This window comes from Novosphingobium sp. (assembly GCF_037133355.1).
GTDB lineage: Bacteria > Pseudomonadota > Alphaproteobacteria > Sphingomonadales > Sphingomonadaceae > Novosphingobium.
In genome coordinates, this window is the sequence record NZ_JBAXOI010000025.1 from 1 (window position 1) to 18,798 (window position 18,798).

At 62.7% G+C, this 18,798-nt stretch carries 16 protein-coding genes and 1 pseudogene; 1 reads left to right on the forward strand and 16 read right to left on the reverse strand.

What is annotated here, in order from left to right; all coding sequences use genetic code 11:
• Positions 1-147 precede the first annotated feature (147 nt).
• From WCL10_RS18475 to WCL10_RS18550, 16 genes are all read right to left on the reverse strand, one after another.
• Positions 148-783 carry a CoA transferase subunit B gene (locus tag WCL10_RS18475; RefSeq protein ID WP_336897118.1) on the reverse strand — a complete coding sequence of 212 codons (636 nt, stop codon included), beginning with the start codon at positions 781-783 and terminating at the stop codon, positions 148-150.
• Positions 783-1,490 carry a CoA transferase subunit A gene (locus tag WCL10_RS18480; RefSeq protein ID WP_336897119.1) on the reverse strand — a complete coding sequence of 236 codons (708 nt, stop codon included), beginning with the start codon at positions 1,488-1,490 and terminating at the stop codon, positions 783-785. Before WCL10_RS18480 ends, WCL10_RS18475 begins: the two co-directional genes overlap by 1 nt.
• Positions 1,491-1,521: 31 nt before the next feature.
• Positions 1,522-3,684, reverse strand: coding sequence for a TonB-dependent receptor (locus tag WCL10_RS18485; protein ID WP_336897120.1), 2,163 nt, complete (start codon positions 3,682-3,684; stop codon positions 1,522-1,524).
• A gap of 205 nt (positions 3,685-3,889) precedes the next feature.
• Positions 3,890-4,954 carry a Rieske 2Fe-2S domain-containing protein gene (locus WCL10_RS18490; protein ID WP_336897121.1) on the reverse strand — a complete coding sequence of 355 codons (1,065 nt, stop codon included), beginning with the start codon at positions 4,952-4,954 and terminating at the stop codon, positions 3,890-3,892.
• 57 nt (positions 4,955-5,011) lie between these two features.
• Positions 5,012-5,932 carry an SDR family oxidoreductase gene (locus WCL10_RS18495; RefSeq protein WP_336897122.1) on the reverse strand — a complete coding sequence of 307 codons (921 nt, stop codon included), beginning with the start codon at positions 5,930-5,932 and terminating at the stop codon, positions 5,012-5,014.
• Between the two features lie 46 nt (positions 5,933-5,978).
• Positions 5,979-7,451, reverse strand: a complete 1,473-nt coding sequence (locus WCL10_RS18500; RefSeq protein WP_336897123.1) for a bifunctional 3-(3-hydroxy-phenyl)propionate/3-hydroxycinnamic acid hydroxylase — start codon at positions 7,449-7,451, stop codon at positions 5,979-5,981.
• Complete coding sequence (locus tag WCL10_RS18505; protein ID WP_336897124.1) at positions 7,451-8,296, reverse strand: fumarylacetoacetate hydrolase family protein; 846 nt, start codon at positions 8,294-8,296, stop codon at positions 7,451-7,453. The genes WCL10_RS18500 and WCL10_RS18505 overlap by 1 nt, the downstream gene beginning before the upstream one ends.
• Positions 8,297-8,330: 34 nt before the next feature.
• The gene (locus WCL10_RS18510; protein WP_336897125.1) at positions 8,331-9,260 is read right to left on the reverse strand and encodes a VOC family protein; all 930 of its coding nucleotides are present in this window, start codon (positions 9,258-9,260) and stop codon (positions 8,331-8,333) included.
• Between the two features lie 21 nt (positions 9,261-9,281).
• On the reverse strand, positions 9,282-10,043 hold the full coding sequence (locus WCL10_RS18515) for an SDR family oxidoreductase (protein ID WP_336897126.1): 762 nt from the start codon (positions 10,041-10,043) through the stop codon (positions 9,282-9,284).
• Positions 10,040-11,542, reverse strand: coding sequence for an NAD(P)/FAD-dependent oxidoreductase (locus WCL10_RS18520; protein ID WP_336897127.1), 1,503 nt, complete (start codon positions 11,540-11,542; stop codon positions 10,040-10,042). Before WCL10_RS18520 ends, WCL10_RS18515 begins: the two co-directional genes overlap by 4 nt.
• Positions 11,539-12,756, reverse strand: a complete 1,218-nt coding sequence (locus tag WCL10_RS18525) for an acyl-CoA dehydrogenase family protein (protein WP_336897128.1) — start codon at positions 12,754-12,756, stop codon at positions 11,539-11,541. The genes WCL10_RS18520 and WCL10_RS18525 overlap by 4 nt, the downstream gene beginning before the upstream one ends.
• Positions 12,756-14,519: a CocE/NonD family hydrolase gene (locus WCL10_RS18530; protein ID WP_336897129.1), complete on the reverse strand. Its 1,764-nt coding sequence runs from the start codon at positions 14,517-14,519 to the stop codon at positions 12,756-12,758. The genes WCL10_RS18525 and WCL10_RS18530 overlap by 1 nt, the downstream gene beginning before the upstream one ends.
• Positions 14,520-14,524: 5 nt before the next feature.
• Entirely contained in the window at positions 14,525-14,959 is a 435-nt protein-coding gene (locus WCL10_RS18535; protein WP_336897130.1) for a heme-binding protein, read from the reverse strand.
• A gap of 171 nt (positions 14,960-15,130) precedes the next feature.
• Complete coding sequence (locus tag WCL10_RS18540) at positions 15,131-16,072, reverse strand: LysR family transcriptional regulator (RefSeq protein WP_336897131.1); 942 nt, start codon at positions 16,070-16,072, stop codon at positions 15,131-15,133.
• A 148-nt stretch (positions 16,073-16,220) separates the two neighbouring features.
• Positions 16,221-16,586: a nuclear transport factor 2 family protein gene (locus WCL10_RS18545; protein WP_336897132.1), complete on the reverse strand. Its 366-nt coding sequence runs from the start codon at positions 16,584-16,586 to the stop codon at positions 16,221-16,223.
• Positions 16,587-16,621: 35 nt separating this feature from the next.
• The gene (locus WCL10_RS18550) at positions 16,622-17,389 is read right to left on the reverse strand and encodes an SDR family oxidoreductase (protein WP_336897133.1); all 768 of its coding nucleotides are present in this window, start codon (positions 17,387-17,389) and stop codon (positions 16,622-16,624) included.
• Between the two features lie 654 nt (positions 17,390-18,043).
• On the opposite strand from WCL10_RS18550, the pseudogene ssb reads away from it, so the two are divergent.
• Positions 18,044-18,319: pseudogene (ssb, locus tag WCL10_RS18555) on the forward strand (single-stranded DNA-binding protein); the annotation flags it as partial.
• Between the last annotated feature and the right edge of the window lie 479 nt (positions 18,320-18,798).

Here is an 18,798-nt window from a genome sequence, read left to right on the forward strand (position 1 = left end):
ACCTTGAATCAGAACCTACACGATTTGGGAATCCCCTTTGTCAACACAGCCTAGACCACCCGCCACCTGATCGCTTTCAGGACCTCTCTCAGGATTGGCGGCAATTCGTGTTGCAAATAGCATTCGGCAGCTGTCGCAATCCGTAGCCTAGTGCAAAAACTTTGCTGGCGTGCATGCAGCAATATCGTCGATTGTCACACCCGGTGCCGCCTCGATCAGCCGAAACGGCGATTGACGATCCTGCCGCTCGAACACAGCGAGATCGGTTATGATCAGGTCTACGACGTTGCGCCCCGTAAGCGGCAGGGTGCAGGTGGGCAGGAACTTCGGGCTGCCATCACGGGAGCAATGCTCCATCACCACAACGATCCGCTTTACGCCAGCGACAAGATCCATGGCGCCGCCCATGCCCTTGATCATCTTGCCCGGGATCATCCAGTTGGCGATGTCCCCTCCCTGCGAAACTTCCATGGCTCCCAGTACGGTGAGGTCGATCTTGCCGCCGCGGATCATCGCGAAGCTCTGCGCGGAATCGAAGTAGGTCGATTGTGGCAGCTCGCTGATCGTCTGCTTTCCCGCGTTGATGAGGTCGGCGTCCTCCTCGCCTTCAAAGGGGAATGGCCCGATGCCCAGCATGCCGTTCTCGCTTTGCAGAGTCACCGTCATTCCCTCCGGCACATGATTGGCCACGAGGGTCGGGATGCCGATGCCAAGATTGACGAAGTCGCCGTCGCGGAGTTCCCTTGCGGCGCGGGCGGCTATCTGATCGCGTGTCCAGGCCATCAGGCCGCATCCCGTGTGCGCGTGGTCCGAAATTCGATCGGCTTGTCATATGGCGCCCCGCAGATCAGGCGGTGCACATAGATGCCAGGCAGGTGGACGGCGTCCGCGCCGAGCGCGCCCGGTTCGACGATCTCCTCCACTTCGGCAACGCAGATCCGACCGCATTGGGCGGCGGGCACGTTGAAATTGCGCGCCGTCTTGCGGAAGATCATGTTGCCGGCGGTATCCGCCTTCCAGCCCTTGACCAGCGCCAGATCGGCAACAATGCCGCGTTCGAGCAGATACTCCTCGCCATCGAACACCATCGTCAGCTTGCCCTCGGCCACCAGGGTTCCCACGCCGGTTCTGGTATAGAACCCCGGGATACCCGCGCCGCCGCTGCGCATGCGTTCGGCGAGCGTCCCTTGCGGCGCAAATTCGATCTCCAGTTCCCCGGCGAGGTACTGGCGCTCGAACTCTTTGTTATCGCCGACATAGCTCGCGATCATCTTGCGGATCTGCCGGCTGCCAAGCAGTTTGCCGAGACCCTGCCCGATAAGGCCGGCATTATTGCTGGCGATCGTGAGGCCGGAAACACCGCTGTCGTGCACCACGTCGATCAGCCGCTCCGGCACCCCGCAAAGGCCGAACCCGCCCGCTGCGATGAGCATGTCGTTTCGCAGCAGCCCCTCAAGCGCCGAGGCCGCATCCGGGAAGACCTTGCTCATCGAGCGCCTCTCAGCAGCGCATTTGTGCCGATCAGAACTTGGCGCCCAGCGTTACACCAAACGTCCGGCCTTCGGCGTAGGCCACGACGTCGGCGACAGGGACCTGCGGGAAGAGCTGGCTTGCATAAGCGACGTTGCCCAGATTGCGGCCCCATGCCTTCACGCTGTAGCGATCCTGTGCGAACGAGAGCGTAGCTGACGCATTGACCAGCGAGTAGGCCTGCTGCGCCAGGCGATTTTCCGGATCGCTGAACCACTTGGTCGAGTGGAAATAGTCCGCCGCCAAGGCGAAATTGGCCGAGCCGATCGGCACCTTGTATTCCGCGCCGAGATTGACCGTCCAGTCTGGCGTATTGGGCAGGCGCTTGCCCTTGGCGCTGATGTTGGCGAGCTGGGTGATGCCGCCGGTCGGCACAAGCGCTGTCCGGGCGATCGAGAAATCGTCGAACCGGTCGTGCACATAGCCGAGCCCGGCGGTCAGAGTGAGACCGGTCACGGGAATGGCAGTCACATCGAGATCAAAACCAGAGATCTTGGCGGACTTGCCATTGTAGACCGCAGGCAGGCCGTTGAGATAGGTGTTGAGCTGGATGTCCTTGAAACTGTAGTAATATCCCGCCGCGTTGATGCGCAGATGGCGGTCCAGCAGATCACTCTTCAGGCCGACTTCGAAGGCATCGAGCACTTCGGGGCGGATATAGGAAGCTACGGCGACACTGGTCGGATCGTAGCCGCCGCTCTTGAAGCCGCGGTTGTACGAGGCATAGACCATGACATCCTTGGTGAAATGATGGTCGAGCGCTGCCCGCCAGGTGAGCTTGGTCACCTTCTTGCTGTCCGACGTTGGCCCCAGCGGGACATTGAACGCGGGCGAGAGATTGCGGAACACGCCCTCGGCAAAGTAAGACTTGGTCTCGCTGGTCAGCCGCAGGCCGAGCGTCAGCGCGGTTGCTTCGCTGACCTTGTAGGTCGCCTGGCCATAGCCGGCGAACGATTCCGTGTCCTGGTAGGTCGAAAAGTCCTGCAGGAAGCCGAGCGCCGGGGCGACGAGGTGCGCGGGAATGAAGCCGCTCTTGCGATTGAAGTAATAGAGACCGAGTGCCCAACTCAGCGGGCCTGACCCGTTAGAGATCAGCTGCAGTTCCTGGCTGAACGCCTTGTTCGGCACCCCGCCATTGGCGCTCAGGATCGGCAGCGGCAGCGATTCGGAATCGAACGCGAACTTCCAATCGCCGTGGCGATAGGCCGAGATGCTGACGAGCTTCGCCCCGGCAAACTCGTGGGTGAGATTGAGGCTGACGCCGTAGTCCTCATTGTCGGCCAAGGGCTGAACGTCGGAATTCACGTCAAACTTGCGGCCGGCAAAGGGCTGCCCAGTAAGCGGCAACTCATCCGGAACAGGGCGATAGGCCGGGAAGGCGCCCTTGAGCTTGCTGTAATCGAAAATCAGCGTGGCGCTGGTCGCCTCGCCCAGCTCGGCCTTCCACTTGCTGCGCACCGAGAGCGATTCCATCGTGCCCACGTCAAGGCCGTTGAACAGGTTCTTGCCGAAGCCGTCCTGGCGGTTCTTGTAGTCCACCGAGATGTCGGCGGAGAGGCCGCCACTCAGCGGTCCGGAGAGGTAGGCACTGCCGGTGATGGTGTTTAGGTTGCCATAGCCGACCTGCGCGCTGCCTTCGAAGCTCTTGCCTGGATCGCGCGTGGTGATCTGGAGCAGGCCGCCGGTCGCGTTGCGTCCGAACAAGGTGCCTTGCGGTCCCTTGAGCACCGCAACTTGTGCGATGTTGTTGAAGGACATGACATCCGAGCCGGGCGAGGAATAGTAGACGCCGTCGACATAGATCGCGACCGAGTTTTCGTTACCGCCTTGCGAGATCTGGGTGCCGACGCCGCGGATGCGGGGCGAGCCGCCGATGCCCGCGGTCGGGATCACCAGCCCGGGCGTGATCGCGCCGAGATCGGTGATCGACCTCACCCCCTTGGCGGCGAGCGTGTCGCCCGAAAATGCCGAAACCGCGACCGGCACACTCTGCATACGCTCGGAGCGCTTCTGCGCGGTGACGACGATATCGGCGACCCCGGTTGTCGCGGAGCTGTCCGCCTCGGCTCCGGCGGCCGACTGGGCCTGCGCGGGTGCCGCGAGGCAAAAGGCGACGGCTGCCAGGCATGCGCCCGCTGGTACACGTATGCTCATTTCAGGCCCTCCACCGACCGTGTCCGGAAACTTCTGCTTCCTTGATGCAACCGGCTTAGGCAGCGCCCGTGCCTTGCAAAAATTGTTTATATTTATGCCGATAATGCTGCTCGGTTATCGGTAGTGCCGTTGTGGTCAGAGCCCTTGTGCCGCGCGGCTTCGCCCGGGAGTTCCCCCGGCTTGTGCGATCTATGAGACGCTTGCATCAGACCGCTGCTGGCGCCTCGGCATCGATCAACGCCTGCAGCAGACGGCGCCCCAACACCGCGGCCTTGTCGGCCTTGAGCAGAATCTCGGACAGCTGACCGCGGTTCATGGCGATGCTCCGTTCGATCAGAAGCGTTGCGGAGACATCCTCCTCAAGCGCTGCCCGCACCATCTCGCTCGAGCGGAACGCTTCCGAGAGGCAAGGTTCGGTGTGCGAGAAATTCTGACCTTCACCCTGGAAGTAGTGTGCGGTGGTTGGAGTAGCCGGAGTGACGGCATGAATGTGGAGCAGATCGCCGAGCGGCTCGGTCGCCCCCGTCTCCGGATCAAGCCGGCTGATGGAATCGACGATCACATGCAGGCAAGGGGCGTAGAAATAGCTCACGTACTTGCGCGAGACCGGACCGGAATAGCCGAACAGTGTGGCAAGGAAGGGCGGGCAATCGATCTCCGGCTGCGTGAAGACGCAGGAAATGGTGGTCTCGGCCGCGATCACTTCCGGGACCTGAACCGCCCCGCCGCCGTCGCCGCCGAAGGTCGCCTTGTGCAGATAGGGCACATGGTTGAGATCGAGCAGATTGTCGTGGAGCAGGACATAGCGGCCCGGCACCTCAAAGTAGTTGCCCCCGGCATTGCGATAGGCGGGATCGGTCAGCTTGGCCGCTAGATGATCGGGGATCAGCGCTTCGTCGGCAAGCTCCGGATCACCCACCCAGATCCAGACCCATTGCCAGCGTTCGGCGACAGGGTAGGCCCTGAGGCGGCATGCGGCGGGTACGACATCCTGCGAGGGAATGAGTGTGCAGGCGCCGTCCGGCCCGAAACGCAGTCCATGATAGGGGCATTCGATGTCGTCAGCGATCACGTCGCCCTTGGCGAGCGGAAAGCCGCGATGCGGGCAGAATGCGGCAAGAGCGGCAACCCCGCCGTCCGCCTTGCGATAAAACACGACCGGGTTGTCCACAATGACCCGCTCAAGCGGCGTGCGGGTTATCTCCTGCGACCAGGCGGCGACATACCATTGATTGCGCGGGGCAAAGCTGCCGTCTTCAAGCGGATACATCGGTTAGTCTCCTTGCGAGCATGGGGATCGGCGCCGCCGTTTGTCCGGACACCGCGATCACAGCAGGCCGTTGGCCTTGATCCAGCGCGACAGCGCATCGCGTGACGAGGGGGCGGGGCCGAAGAAGCGCTCCTGCAGCGCGATGTCGGACACGAACGCGCCGCGCCGAAAGAACAGGAACATGCGCATGAGATCGTAGCCCAGTTCCGAGATCAGCCTGATCGGCCGGACCAGCACGCTGAACACCGCCCATGGCACGGTCCAGATCTTGAGCTGCTTGCCAAGGAGATCCCCGATAGTGTCGGCGATCTCCTGTTGGCTTTGCGGGCCATCGCGCCAACCGATATCGATCGTCTGGCCGGTGATCTCATCACCCGGCCAGGCCGCTGCGGTTGCCAGATTGGCGGCAAGATCGTCGGTCAGGACATAGGACCAGCGCGTGCTCTTGTCCCCGACCGCATAGAACTTGCCGCCCTTCACGGCATTCGCGATGTAGTCCGCGCTCTGGTCGAGGAAGGCAGGGGCGCGCACAAAGACATAGGGCACGCCGGCTGCCATGATCAGGTCCTCGGCCACCTTCTTGGCATGGAAATGCGGCACATCCGCCGCGTGCTCGCAGGCGACGATGCTGAGGAACACGAAGCGCTGCACTTTGGCCTGCGCTGCCGCCTCGACGAGGTTGCGGTTGCCGGCAAAGTCGATCTCGATACTTTCCTTCATGTAGCCGTTGGCCGAGCTTACGACCACGTCCACCCCTTCAAGCGCGTGGTCAAGCGAGGCGGGGTCCATCATGTCGCCCCGCACCCATTCCGCGCCGGGCGCTGCATCTGCTGGCGCGCCCTTGCGCGACATCGCGCGGACTGCGACCGTTGGATCACGCAGCAGGTTAGCGACGATCTTGGCGCCAAGGAACCCGGTAGCCCCCACGACCAGCACCCGCCTTGGCGGTGGGGTCTGGCCGGACGGTGAATTTTCCATGGGTGTTCCTCTCAGGGGTGTTCTTGGGGTGGCGGCGGAACGCCGCTCAGGGTTGCCATGCCGCGATCAGCCGGGCCGGATCGCCACTGCCGAAGACGTAGTGATCGGGCCGGACCAGCACGGCATCGGCATCATGGCGGACGAGCCAGTCTTCGAGGGCTGACTTCGCAAAGGTGATGGACGGATCGGCGAGTTCCATAACCCGCACGCCGCTGTTGCCAGCGGGCACGGTGCCGCTGCGGCTGAACAGCATCGGGCCAGGGCCGGTCACGTCGTCCAGCCGGAGGGCGGGCTCATCGTTCGACCACGGCTGCGGAAAGTAGGCTCCAGCCCCTGCGCTTCCGCCGAGAATCCGTCCAGCGCTGATCGGGGGATAGCCAGCCTGGGCATCGGGGCTGCGCCCGGCGGCGCGATCGGCAAGCATGGCTGCATCGCGCTCGGCGGCCGCCGCGAGGTCCGTCACGCAGACGGTGCGCCCCATCAGGATCGCCATGTCGACAATCCCGCGCACATTGGGTTCGCGCTCGGCCTGAAAGGCATCGAGCAGGTGCTCGTCCGCGCCACCTTTGATCACTTCGACAAGCTTCCACCAGAGATTGGCCGCATCGCGGATGCCCGAACACATGCCTTGCCCCGCGAACGGCGGCATCTGGTGCGCGGCATCGCCGGCCAGCAGAACCGGACCCGCGCGCCATTGCTTTGCGAGCCGGGCATGGAAGCGGTAGACCGCCTTGCGTTCCAGCGTGACGGCGCCTTCGACTTTCCAGGGCCTGAGCAGATCGGCGATGAACGCGTCATCAAGCACATCCTCGCTCTGCTCGCCGGGCTTGATCATGAATTCCCAGCGGTGGCGGCCATTGCCCATCATCACGCAGGTGGTCGGGCGGGCGGGATCGCAGACCTGCAAATTGCGATCGGGCAGGCGGGCCGCATCGTGGACGATCGTATCGACCACCAGCCAGGGCTCGTCGAAGCCGAGATCGTCGACCGGGATGCCAGCCGCCTCGCGTACCGGGCTGCGTGCGCCATCGGCCCCGACCATAAAGCGCGCCCGCACCGTTTCAGGGCCGGCAGGTGTCTCAAAATGAGCGCTTACACCATGCGGGCCGGTCTCCATCGAGACGAACGCCCACTCGGCTTGCAAGGCGGCACTGGGGTAGCTCGCGAGCCGGCTGCGCAGCGCCCCCTCGAGCGATGGCTGATGGATCATGTTCGAATAGGGCCAGCCCGAAGCCCCCGGCGCGGTCCAATCAAAGCTAAGGAGGATTTTCCGATCCGCCGTCAGAAATTCGTAGCGCCCGCCGGTCTTGCTCGTCGCCATGACCGCCTCGGCGACCCCGACATTCTGCAGGATGCGCACGATCTCGTGATCGATATGCGCGCCGCGCGGCAGCGGATAGATGGCCCGCTCCTTCTCGGCGATGATCGTCGAGATGCCCGCAGCGGCCAGGAACAGGCCGAGGGTGACCCCGGTCGGACCGCCACCGACGATCAGGACATCGCAGTCACGGACCGACATCAGGCCTGTCTCTCATCCTGCAAGACAGCCTCGATCGCGCCGAGCCGCTCGATCTCGCAGCGGACGATGTCGCCCGCCTTGAGGAAGCGCGGCGGTTTCATCGCCGCCCCCACGCCGCCGGGCGTGCCGGTAAAGATCAGATCGCCCACTTCAAGCGTCATCGCTTGCGACAGATGCGCGATCTGGTCCCACAGATCGAACACGAGGTGCTGCGTATTTGAGGACTGGCGCACCTCGCCATTAACTGTGCAATTGAGGTCGAGGCTGTGCGGATCGCCAACTTCGTCGGTCGTCGTGATCCACGGCCCGATCGGCGCATGGGTATCAAACGACTTGCCCAGCGACCACTGCCCCGTCGCATGCTGCCAGGCGCGTTCGGTGACGTCGTTCCCCACGCAGTAGCCGAACACGTGGGCCGCAGCGTCTTCCCGGGCGATGTGCTTGCCGCGCTTGCCGATGACCGCGACGAGTTCGACTTCGTAATCGACCGCCGAGGTGCCCGCTGCGATCAAAATAGGGTCGGCGGGCGCGTTGACCGAGGTGACGGCCTTGGTGAACCACACCTGCTTCTCGGGCGTCCCAAGGCCGCTTTCGGCAATGTGGTCGGCATAGTTGAGCCCGATCGCGAAGATCTTGCCCGGCCGCGCCACCGGAGCAAGCAGGCGGATATCATCCAGCACCAGACCGGGATCGCGCTCCGCATTGGCCGCAACCGCGTCCTTGACCTTGTCCCATTGGGCGATGAGATCGATCATCGAACCGGCAATGCCGGTCGAATGGATGCGGTTCCCGATCACCACGCCGGTTTCAGGGCCGTCACCCGCATCAAACGAGGCAATCTTCATGGCAGGTCTCCCGCAGGGACGGTGGCGGGGCCGCTCATTGCCCGCCCTCGGCCTGGTAGTTGTGCACGAAATCGGCCGGGACCGGCGGGCCCCAGTTGGCCATGGCGTCTTCCATTCCGTAGACCGTCGGCGTCCACAGCGCGTGATCGTCGATGAAATCCATGTCGGAGTAGTACTCGAACCACGAACCCCACGGATCCTGGATATAGTGGAAGAAGTTCGATCCGATGGTGTGGCGGCCGAAGCCCCAGTGTCCCCGACCAGCCGCGTTCGCCAGCGCCTGCCCCGCGCGGCCGACCTCGTCGGGATCAGCAACCTGGAAGCTCGCGTGGTGGAGCCCGATGCCCGGCGACTTGGCAAACGCAAGCACGTGATGGTCGCTGCTGCGCCGCGCGCAGCAGAAGGCGACCACATCCTGCGCCCGGTCGGCGAGGGCCATGCCGAAGGCCTCGGTCACGAAGTCCACGCTGGCGAGCACATCGGGGGTGAAAAGCGCGACATGGCCCAGCTTGCGCGGGCGCGGGGGAGGGTAGCTGCCCGAAGGCGCCATGGCCGATTGCCGCACTCGCACGATCTCGCCGGGCGCATTGATGGCAAAGCGCGGGCCGGTGGGCGGTACCGGTTCGGGTGCGAGCTCGACCAGATGGAACAGCGCCCCGTGCGGATCGCTGACCCAAAGGCCGTTCGCGTCAAACCCGGCGGGGGCATCCACCACCTTGCCGCCATGCGCGTGGACGCGCGCCGCCATCTCGGTGAGCGCATCGGCGCGCAGGGTGACGTGGTGGAGCCGCATGCGCGTACCCGCTCGAACCAGCGTGACGCAGGGCGTCTGGCCGCCGGGGCAGCTCAGCGTTGCCCGGTCCCCGACAACATCCGGCACGAGCCCTGCCGCGCGGTAGAACGCGAGCCCGGCATCCAAGTTCGGTACCTCCAGCGCAAATCCCGCAACACCCAAAACCGCCATGTCAGCTCTCCCGCCTTTCGTTCACCACGCCGTTGTGCCGCCATCGATGCGAATATCCGCCGCGGTCATGAAGCTGCTCTCGTCGGAGGCGAGAAACAGCGCGGCGGCGGCGACTTCCTCCGGCTGGCCGGCGCGGCCAAGCATGATCTTGTCGAGCATCACCTCCGAAAACTCGGGCATCTGCAGCAGCGCGCGGGTCGCCCCGGTTTCGATCAGGCCCGGCGAGAGCGAATTGACCCGGATGCCGTGATGCCGGCCTTCGAGCGCGAGGTGGCGGGTCATTGAAAGGACCGCGCCCTTGCCAGCGGAATGCGCAAGCCCCGGCAGCGCCTTGTAGGTGATCCAGGCCGAGACCGAGGCCATGTTGATGATCGACCCGCCGCGCTCCTTCAGCGCGGGCCAGGCGGCCTTGGTCAGGTTGAAGACGATCTGGACTTCGGCATCGAGCGTGGCGGCGAAGGCTGCATGTGTCAGGTCCTCGATCCAGCCAATCTGCGCATCGGCGGCATTGTTGAACAGGACGTCGATCTTGCCATACCTTTCCAGAGCCAGCGCGACGAGCGCGTCGCAGGCGGCCACATCGCGCAAGTCGCAGGGTTCGAGCGAGACCATCGCACCGCCCGCCGCATGAACCCGCTCCAGACAGGCCCGCGCCGCCTCCGCATTGAGATCGCAGCCGACAACTTTGGCCCCTTCGCGGGCGAAAATCCCGGCAGCGGCACCGCCCATGCTGCCACCGGTGCCGGTGATCACGCAGACCTTGCCGGCAAGACGCCCGCTCATGGCGTCACCTGCGCATGGCGCGGCGTGACCACATATTCCGCCAGATTCGGATCAGCGGTCATTTCCGCCTCGAAGGTCTGGTTCGGGAATGGGTAGAGCGTCGGAACGCCTTCGGAATCCTGATACCAGCTGACGCAGCCGCCGGTCGCCCAGATCGTCTTGCGCGCCGCGTCCCGATAGGTCGCCAGCAGTGCCGCAGTCGCATCCTCACGCGGGGCCAGCGCCACGCCCTGTTCGGCGGCGATACTGATCAGCTTGACGATATGCGCGACCTGCAACTCGGCCGTCAGGAACGCGCAGACATTGCCGATCGGGCTGAACGGCCCTTCAACCATGAAGAAATTGGGCATGTGCGGCACCGTCATCGTGCGGAACGCGACCGGTCGCTCGCGCCAGATATCCTCGATCCGGTGGCCCTCGGCGCCCGTCAGGCGCAGCGGGCGGAAATAGGCCTGCGTGTCGAAGCCGGTGGCAATGACAAGGACATCGAGTTCGTGCAGCGCGCCGGCATCGGTGCGCACACCGCCCGGTTCGACGCCTGCAATGCGCTCGGTCACGAGTTCGCAGCCGGGGTCCTGAATCGCCTCGTAGAAGCGGGGCGAGATCACGATGCGCTTGCAGCCCGGCGCGTAGTTGGGCGTCAGCTTGGCGCTCAGCACCGGGTCCTTCACGCGGGCGAGATTGTCGCGCACGTTGGCTTCCAGATAGGCCCGTGCGTCAGGGTTGCCGCCAAGAATGGCCCCGTCGGCGAGCGTGACCATCTCGGCCTTCTCGTCCTCGTACATCTTGGCAAGCATTGAGGGATCGGCGGCAAAGGCCGCTTTCTGAGCATCGGTGTAGGCGGGGTTGTCCTGCTGCGCGACCCATTGGGGTGTACGCTGGAACACGGTGAGCTTTGCGACCTTGCCCGCCAGTTCCGCGACCAGTTGGGTCGCGGTCGAGCCCGTGCCGATGATCCCTATGCGCTTGTCGGCGAGCGTGACCGAATGGTCCCACTGCGCGGTGTGGAACTTTGCACCCGCGAAGCTGTCGAGCCCGGGAATGTCCGGGAAATTGGAAACATGAAGATAGCCCGTCGCGGTGATCAGGATATCGCTAACCATGGTCTCCCCGCTTTCGAGCGTGATCGTCCAGGCGTCGTTTTCCCACCGCCCGTCGACCACCCTGCTGTTGAAGCGGATCGCATCATGCACGCCGAAGACATGCGCCGCGCTTTCAAGATAGGCGCGGATCTCCGGCCCCGGGGAAAACCGGTGCGACCAGTTGGGGTTCTGAAAGAACGAGTAGCTGTAGAAGTGCGAGGGGAAGTCGCAATGCAGCCCGGGATAGGTGTTTTCCCGCCAGGTCCCGCCGACACTCTCGCCCTTCTCGAGGATCACGAAGTCCTCAAAGCCGGCCTCCTTCAGCTTGATCGCCATGAGGACGCCGCCCATCCCGGCACCGACGATGGCGATTCGCATATTGCTCTGATGACAGCCGGAGGGGGCGATAGCGGTCATTCTATCTGTTCCACGACGGGTGCCACCGGCGCGTCGGTTCCGAGCGCGATGGCTTGCCATGCCATGCGGTCCTGTGCCCAGCTGTCGATGATCATCGGCGCGGCGTCGATCAGCGACATCGGGCCTGCGATCAAGTGGTGGGCCGCAACCGATGCATCGACCAGACATTTTCCTAGAACGCTGGGATTGCGCAGAGCTGATGACACTGAACCAAAGGCGTAATTTACAATGTCCTTGCACACATGGTGGGTCCAGGTCGTAACCTGCCGCACCCGCTGAAGTTGCAGAGCAGAAACGCCGTGGCCAGCCTCGGCTGATCGGTCCGCTTCTGCAAAAACATCTAGGATGAGAGCGTGCGCAGCCTGAAATAATGCTTCATGCTTCATGAAATCATTCTGAAAAATCGGCGTGTTGGCGATGCAATCAGTCGAAAAAAGGCGCTTTTTCTTTGAACCCAGTTTGGCCGCTTCGTGTAGCGCACGCCGCGCAATACCGAGCATGACAGCGGCATGGCCCGCGCAGACAACTACCATTGTGCCAAGATGCGCAGAGCGCGACGACCGTTGTGGTTCGGTCCAGTACTGGTTGAATGTCCAGTCCGCTGGAATGTCCTGTTCCGGCACCTCATAGTCGAAGCTGCCGGTGGCCTGCAAACCAACCACATCCCAGTTGCCCGCAAGCCTGATCTGATCCTTGCGCAGAAAAGCGCCGACAACCTTGGGTCTGCCATCCGCTTGCAGCACGGGTGCGCCATTGTCGAAAACGACGTTGGCGCCAGAAGCCCAGTCCGCATGGCCGATGCCCGTTCCCCAGCTGTGGGTTCCGCCGCCGCGATAATGTCCATCCGCAAACGTCGCCTTGCCGGTTGGCGCATATGTCGATGACATGATCGGCAACCGGTCACCACGAAACATCCGGGCGACGTGGGCATCGCTGCAATACGTTGCAGCAACCATTGTCGCGACCGCATTTGACATCATGGACCAAGCAGTCGCCGCATCTGCACTGGCAATTTCTTCGACCATTTCAATAAATGGAATCGTGGCCGCGTCCGCGCCGCCAAGTTCAATCGGTACAAGCAGCCAGAACAAGCCTTGTTCGCGCAAGGCCTCGACCACCACAGGTGACATCGTGGCCCCATTTTCGGGCTTTGCCGCTTCTTCCTCGATCAATCCACGAAGATTCCGCGCGCGTTCTGCATATGGATTGGTCACTACCATTCCTCCCAAGAAGTGCTGTTGCCTGTGGTCGGCGGGTTTGCTCCAACCTTTCGGCCCGCGCCGCTCCCGCCAGACATATAAGTACCGATCCGGTTTCCATCCGTGATCGGGACATGCAGCACTGAAGGGTGCTCTGCATCATGGTGGACAGTGACCCACGAAGGCTGCTGCTGCAACAGGTGTCCCTGCCCCAGCATGTCGAACAGCGTGTCGGCAGGGTCCTGATCGGAGGAACTGATCCGCAGACCGATCCGGTGGCCTTTCTGAAACACGTTCGCTGTCGGCACCAGATTGATATCGAACCGCTGCGGGGCGGACGTATCTACAGGCTGCGGATCGGTGAAATCGTATTGCCAGAGCCAAGGGCGCGAGGTTTCGGGATTGGTCCTCGCGAGTGATCCCTTCAGCCATCCGCGCGTGAGTAGGCGGCTCGTCCCGTCGGGCGCGATATCCCAGAGCGAGGCAAAGAGCAGCACTTCGGCTTGGTCGGTCGATAGATAGACAGTCGCCGTGAGCGGACCGATGACCTCGGTGCGCTCGACCATCGGCGGGGTCGCGAACGCTGCGCCACCGCGCGCGTTGTAGTTGTTGTCCTCGTAGCTCGTCCCGCCTTCATGTGGCCAATGCTCGTGCTCGCTTAGTAGCCCGCCGCCATGAAGGAAAAAGGGATGCCAAACCGTCTCGGGCAAGGGCCATGCGGCGCTTGTCTTCCAGCGGCCATCGCCGCCCATCACGAACACGCGCACATCGGGCTCGTCCATATAGCCGGTATCGATGCCCTTGAGCCAATGATCGAACCAGCGCAGCGATTCAAACGCGTACTGGTACACCGGCCGATCAAGATAGCCGGGCGGCCCCACAATCATCTTCTTGGGCGCAGTGATCCGTTCCCACGCACGGAATTCGCCTGGCAGGTGCAGGAAATACATGTCCCATGAAGAGCCGATCAGGATCGGCACGCGAATGTCCTCAAGGCAGGGATTGCGCTCCTGCCAGTAGGGCCCGTCCTCGGGATTGAGCAGAACGTCGAGGATGAGCGGATTGGCCCCCTTGTCTGGCGCTGCAATGGCCGCCGCGAGTTCGGGAACCGCCAAAATGTCGCGATTGCGGCGCAGCGCGGCAAGGCGCCGATTGTACTCCTCCTCGCCAAGGCCCTCCAGCGACCAGCCACGAACGCGCACGCCGGCAAGGTGCTTCGACCAGTTGGTCAGGAAACTGTGCGCGAGGATGCCGCCATGATAAAACTTGTCGCGGTAGAAATCCGTGTAGCCGTAGGGCGCGAAAACCGCCTTCAGCGCGGGCGGGTTCTGTGCCGCGACCTGCTTGGCGCAAACAGCGAAATAGGACACGCCGAACATGCCGACATTCCCGTCGCACCAGTCCTGCGCCGCGATCCAGGCAATGACCTCGACCACGTCCTGAACCTCGCGCGGGCTGTAGTGACCATACTCGCCGCCAGATTGGCCGGTGCCGCGGGCATTGATGATCACATGGGCATAGCCGCGTCTGACATAGAACTGCGGGTCCCCGGCTTCGGCCTGGGCATTGCGCCCCTGCACTGCCTGCGGACGTGAGGGGCTGTACTGCATCGCCGCGTCATAAGCATGCACACCGATCAGCGCGGGAAAACGCCCCGGCGCGTCTGGCCGGAAGACCTGCGCGGCCACCGCGACGCCATCGGACATCGGGATCATGACATTGAAGTCCGAACGAACCGCGTGGACCCGCGGCGAGACCTGCCAGCTTGTCGAGAACATCGAACTCAGGCCTGCAGCGCGGCAACCGCGGCTTCTGCAACCTTGAGATCGAGATCGGCACTGGCACCGCTGACACCAACCCCCCCGACGCAGGCACCGTCGACCATGACCGGGATGCCGCCGGCGATCACCGAGAAGTTGGTCAGATGCGGCATCGACATGGTCGAGCCCTGATCGCTCGTCACGAAGTCCTTGATGTAGGCGGTGGGGGCCGAGGCCATGGCCGAGGTCCAGGCTTTCCTGAACGCGATATCGAGCGTCATCGCGCTCGCGCCGTTCATCCGCGCGGTGGCGACGATCTGCCCGGCGCGGTCCACTGCGATCAGCGACATGGGAATGCCCATTGCCTGCGCTGCGCTCACTCCGGCGGCAAGCGCCGCGTTCGCCGCCTCGAGCGTCAGACTGGAATAGGGGGCGGCAATCGCGAGATCTGCGCTCATTTCATCATCCTCTGTTGTCCGGGTCCGGCTGTGCCGGTCGGCATGTCCGACCTGCTGCCCGGGGGCGCAGGTTCACTGATGAGGAAATGCTAGGAGCGCCCCATGGGGGTGAAAAATGGTTTGTTTTTATGGCCAATATTTTTGGAGGTTATTCGTCAGCAGGGCTGACCTCTAGTCAGCATGCAGCAGGTGGGTGCGGGCATATGCAGCCAGGTGGTTGCGAAACCAGATATGGCCCGGATCGTTGTCAAACCGCTTGTGCCAGATCATGCTCTGTTCGAGCGGGCCGATCGCGAAGGGCGGTTCGAGGATCGTCAGCTGGTCGTCCAGCCCCGCATTCCTGACGACTCTGTGCGGCACGATGGCTGTCATTGCGCTGTCGATCACGGCCTCGATTGCGAGATTGTAGGTGGGCACAACGATGGGCGTGTTCGGTCGCTTGGGCATGCTGCTGAGGCTGCGTTCCGGGATGCTGACGAGATTGCCGCCGAACCGTGTCTCGACATGATCGATGCAGCAAAAGTCATCGAAACTCATGCCCTCGAAAAGCAGGGGGTTCGACTTGTCGCCTATCAGCACATAGCGGTCAGAAAACAGGCTTTCGTGCGAGAACGACAGCAGGTCACCGCCCGGGTCCCATACCCCGGGCTGAAACAGCTGGATGCAGAGGTCGATCTCGCCATCCTGCAGCCGGCGCAGCAGATCGGGCGCCACGAACACGTCGATCTGGCAATGGACGCCCGGGGCCTGCCGACGCATTTCGCGCAGCGCCGGCACCCCGAAGATCTGCGCGATCGAGCTCGACATCAGCACGCGGAAACTGCGGCTGTCGACCTGCGGATCGAAGCCCGAGCGGCTTTCCACCAGCGTGCGGACCTGGTGCAGGAGCTCTTTGACCGGGATCGCAAGGTCCTGCGCGAAAGGGGTCAGCTCCATCCGGCGGCCGACACGTTCCAGCAACTGGTCGGAAAACTGCACGCGCAGCTTCTGCAACGCGACGCTGACTGCGGGCTGTGTCACGCAAAGGCGAGAGGCGGCACGCGTAACGCTCTGTTCGCTGAGCAGCGCATCGAGCGCCACAAGCAGATTGAGATCAAGCCCGTCAAAATGCATGACGGTCTTCGCCGGTTCGGCCCCTGTATGCTGACACTGTCCACCCCCTCGCGTACGCGGTGATCCCGCGCATTTCTAATACGATACGCCGGTGAGGATCTGAAAGCGAGACGGGAGGCGAAGGGCCCAGCCGGCGCGAGACCTGACCCTAGGCTCCTTGCACCGCTGCATAGATTTCGGAGAAATCGGCGTAGATCGCCATGCGGCGAAAGCCGGTTTCGTCGCGAGTCACCATCGTCACCCCGCGCACAGAGTACCTGGCATCATCGGGCCGAACAAAAACGATCATGGCTTCACCCGCTGCGCTGGTCTCATCGCCGACAAGTTGGCCGTGGCTGTGCTTCAGCGAGCTGAAATTTCTGGTGAATTCGCGCAGGAACCCCAGAACAGCCGCCTTCCCATGGATCAGAGGGGCATTGTTGAACTGCAATTCCATGTCATCGGCGAACCATGCCCCGAAGCGTTCGGTATCCATGGTGTCCACATCGTTGAAGTAATCGATCCACCATTGCATGCGGTTTTTCCTCGCGTTTGATGGCATCGCCTGGGTCAGTTTGCCAGCGCGCCGCCGTCGACGGCCAGGGCAATGCCGTTCACGAATGAAGCCCCTTCCGACAGCAGCCATTTGGCCGCCTCGCCAATCTCATGGGGCTCGGCGAAGCGCTGCATCAGATGGCGCATCTTGAGCTTTTCGACATGCTGGCTGAAGCTGGGTTCGCTGCTCAGGCGCTCGATCATCGGCGTGCGCACAATCCCGGGCAGGATGGCATTTACCCGGATTCCCTTCGCGCCATAATCCGCTGCAGCGGCGCGCGTTATGCCGATGACCCCGTGCTTGGCCGCGATGTATTCCACCGCATTGGGTATGGCGATCTGGCCAAGGCCGGAAGCCGTGTTGACGATCGAGCCGCCGCCGGTCTTCAGCATCGCCGGCACCTGGTATTTGATACAAAGGAACACGGCCGTCAGATCGATCTGAATGACGCTGTTCCATTGCGTCAGCGTAAGTTCGTCGAGCGGTGTGTTGTGCTGCTCCATCCCGGCGTTGTTGAACGCTCCGTCGAGGCGGCCATAGTGGGCCACCGTCGCCGCAACGAGGCCTTCGATTGCCGCTTCCGACGACAGGTCGGCAGGCGCGAAAATGGCATCGTGGCCCTTTGCGCACAGCCCATCCGCAATGGCCTGACCAGCCTCGATCGCGATATCGCTGATGACCAGTCGCGCGCCTGCCTCTGCGAGCACCGAGCAGGCCGCCGCGCCGATACCTCCGGCACCCCCAGTTACTAGGACGACCTTTCCTTCCAGCGCCGGCCTCATGGCCATCTCCCCTGTTTCTGTTCTGACGAGCCGGACTCTAGATAGGCATCTGAAACTCGGGAAATCGTTTTCATTTATGCGGCGGATGACAGCGGATTATGTCAACGGGAAGCCGCCGCAGCTAGCAGCATTCAGAGAATTCCAGCCACTCAAGCGCCAACAGATTAACGTGTGTTTCCGAGGAACTTATGCATGCGCCCCAATGACCGGGACTGCTGCGCATATCTGACAGTTCACTTGAAAGAGCCTTGCGGCAGGTTCTGCGAGATGCGGACACCCGCGGTAGCTGATCTGAACAGCCGGCTCTGGTCGGAAGCTGAAATCCGTGGACTAACTATTGCTCCCGTTCGCGGGCAGATTTGCCCTGAATGCAACCCCTGTAGCGGTGGTTCATACCCTCGGCCAACAAGTTCCGTCACGTCCAAGACCCCCCCTTCATGACTTCAACAAGCCCCTGACCGAACCCGGACAGGGACTGCAACGCGCACTCGTGCGGACCGTGTTGCCATTCGGTGAACGGCTGCCCGCACCAATCATTCGAGCGGCGTTTCCCTCGCTGCGTTCGGTGCAGACCTGACCGTGCCCGGCCTCATCGGGGCTCGGTCAAGGGGATGGTCTCCTGGACGGACAGAAGAGCTTCGAAAGGCAAATCCCATGAGGAACACCGTCACCCTCGTCGGTTTTGTTGGCAACAATCCCGAGACCCGCGAAACGCAATCCGGAGCCAAGATCACGACCGTCTCGCTCGCCACCACACGCGGCTTCGAGGACGCTGAGGGCAACCGCCAGACCGAGACCGAATGGCACCGGATCACCTGCGTCAACGGCGTCGGCAAATGCGTCGCCGAGAACGTCACCAAAGGCGCGATGATCACTGTCACCGGCCGCATCCACTATACCCGCTGGACCGACCAGAACGGCACTGAGCGCTAAGGCTGCGAAATCATCGCCGAGCACGTCGATTTCCTCGCAAAGGCCAAGGAAGCAGCGCCGGCTGAGACCACCAAGAAGCGGCGCTCGAAGTAGCGCCGTTATCGGCTAACTGGCTCGGTGAAAGCCTTTGATCGGGATCCCCTATCCGGGGCCTTCGCGCGTTCTTTTTTGCCTTTGAACCGTTCGAAACACTAATCAGAGGAGCGATCCCTGTTGTAAACAGATCGCGCGGATGAAGTGGCCATTTGCTTCCGTGGAGGGGAACACTGGTAGAAAACGGCAAACGCCGCAGCTTTCCCTCAGACGCCTGATCGGCTAGGTATCCTGCGGGATTGAGGCCCATATCTCCGAGAAAATAGGGCTGGATTTCCCGAACACAACAGGCACGAAATGGGAACAGATTCAGGCACACCGTACGCGACTTGTCGCAGGTTCTAAGTATTCGGAATAGATGGCAAAATGTGTGACTTCGATCC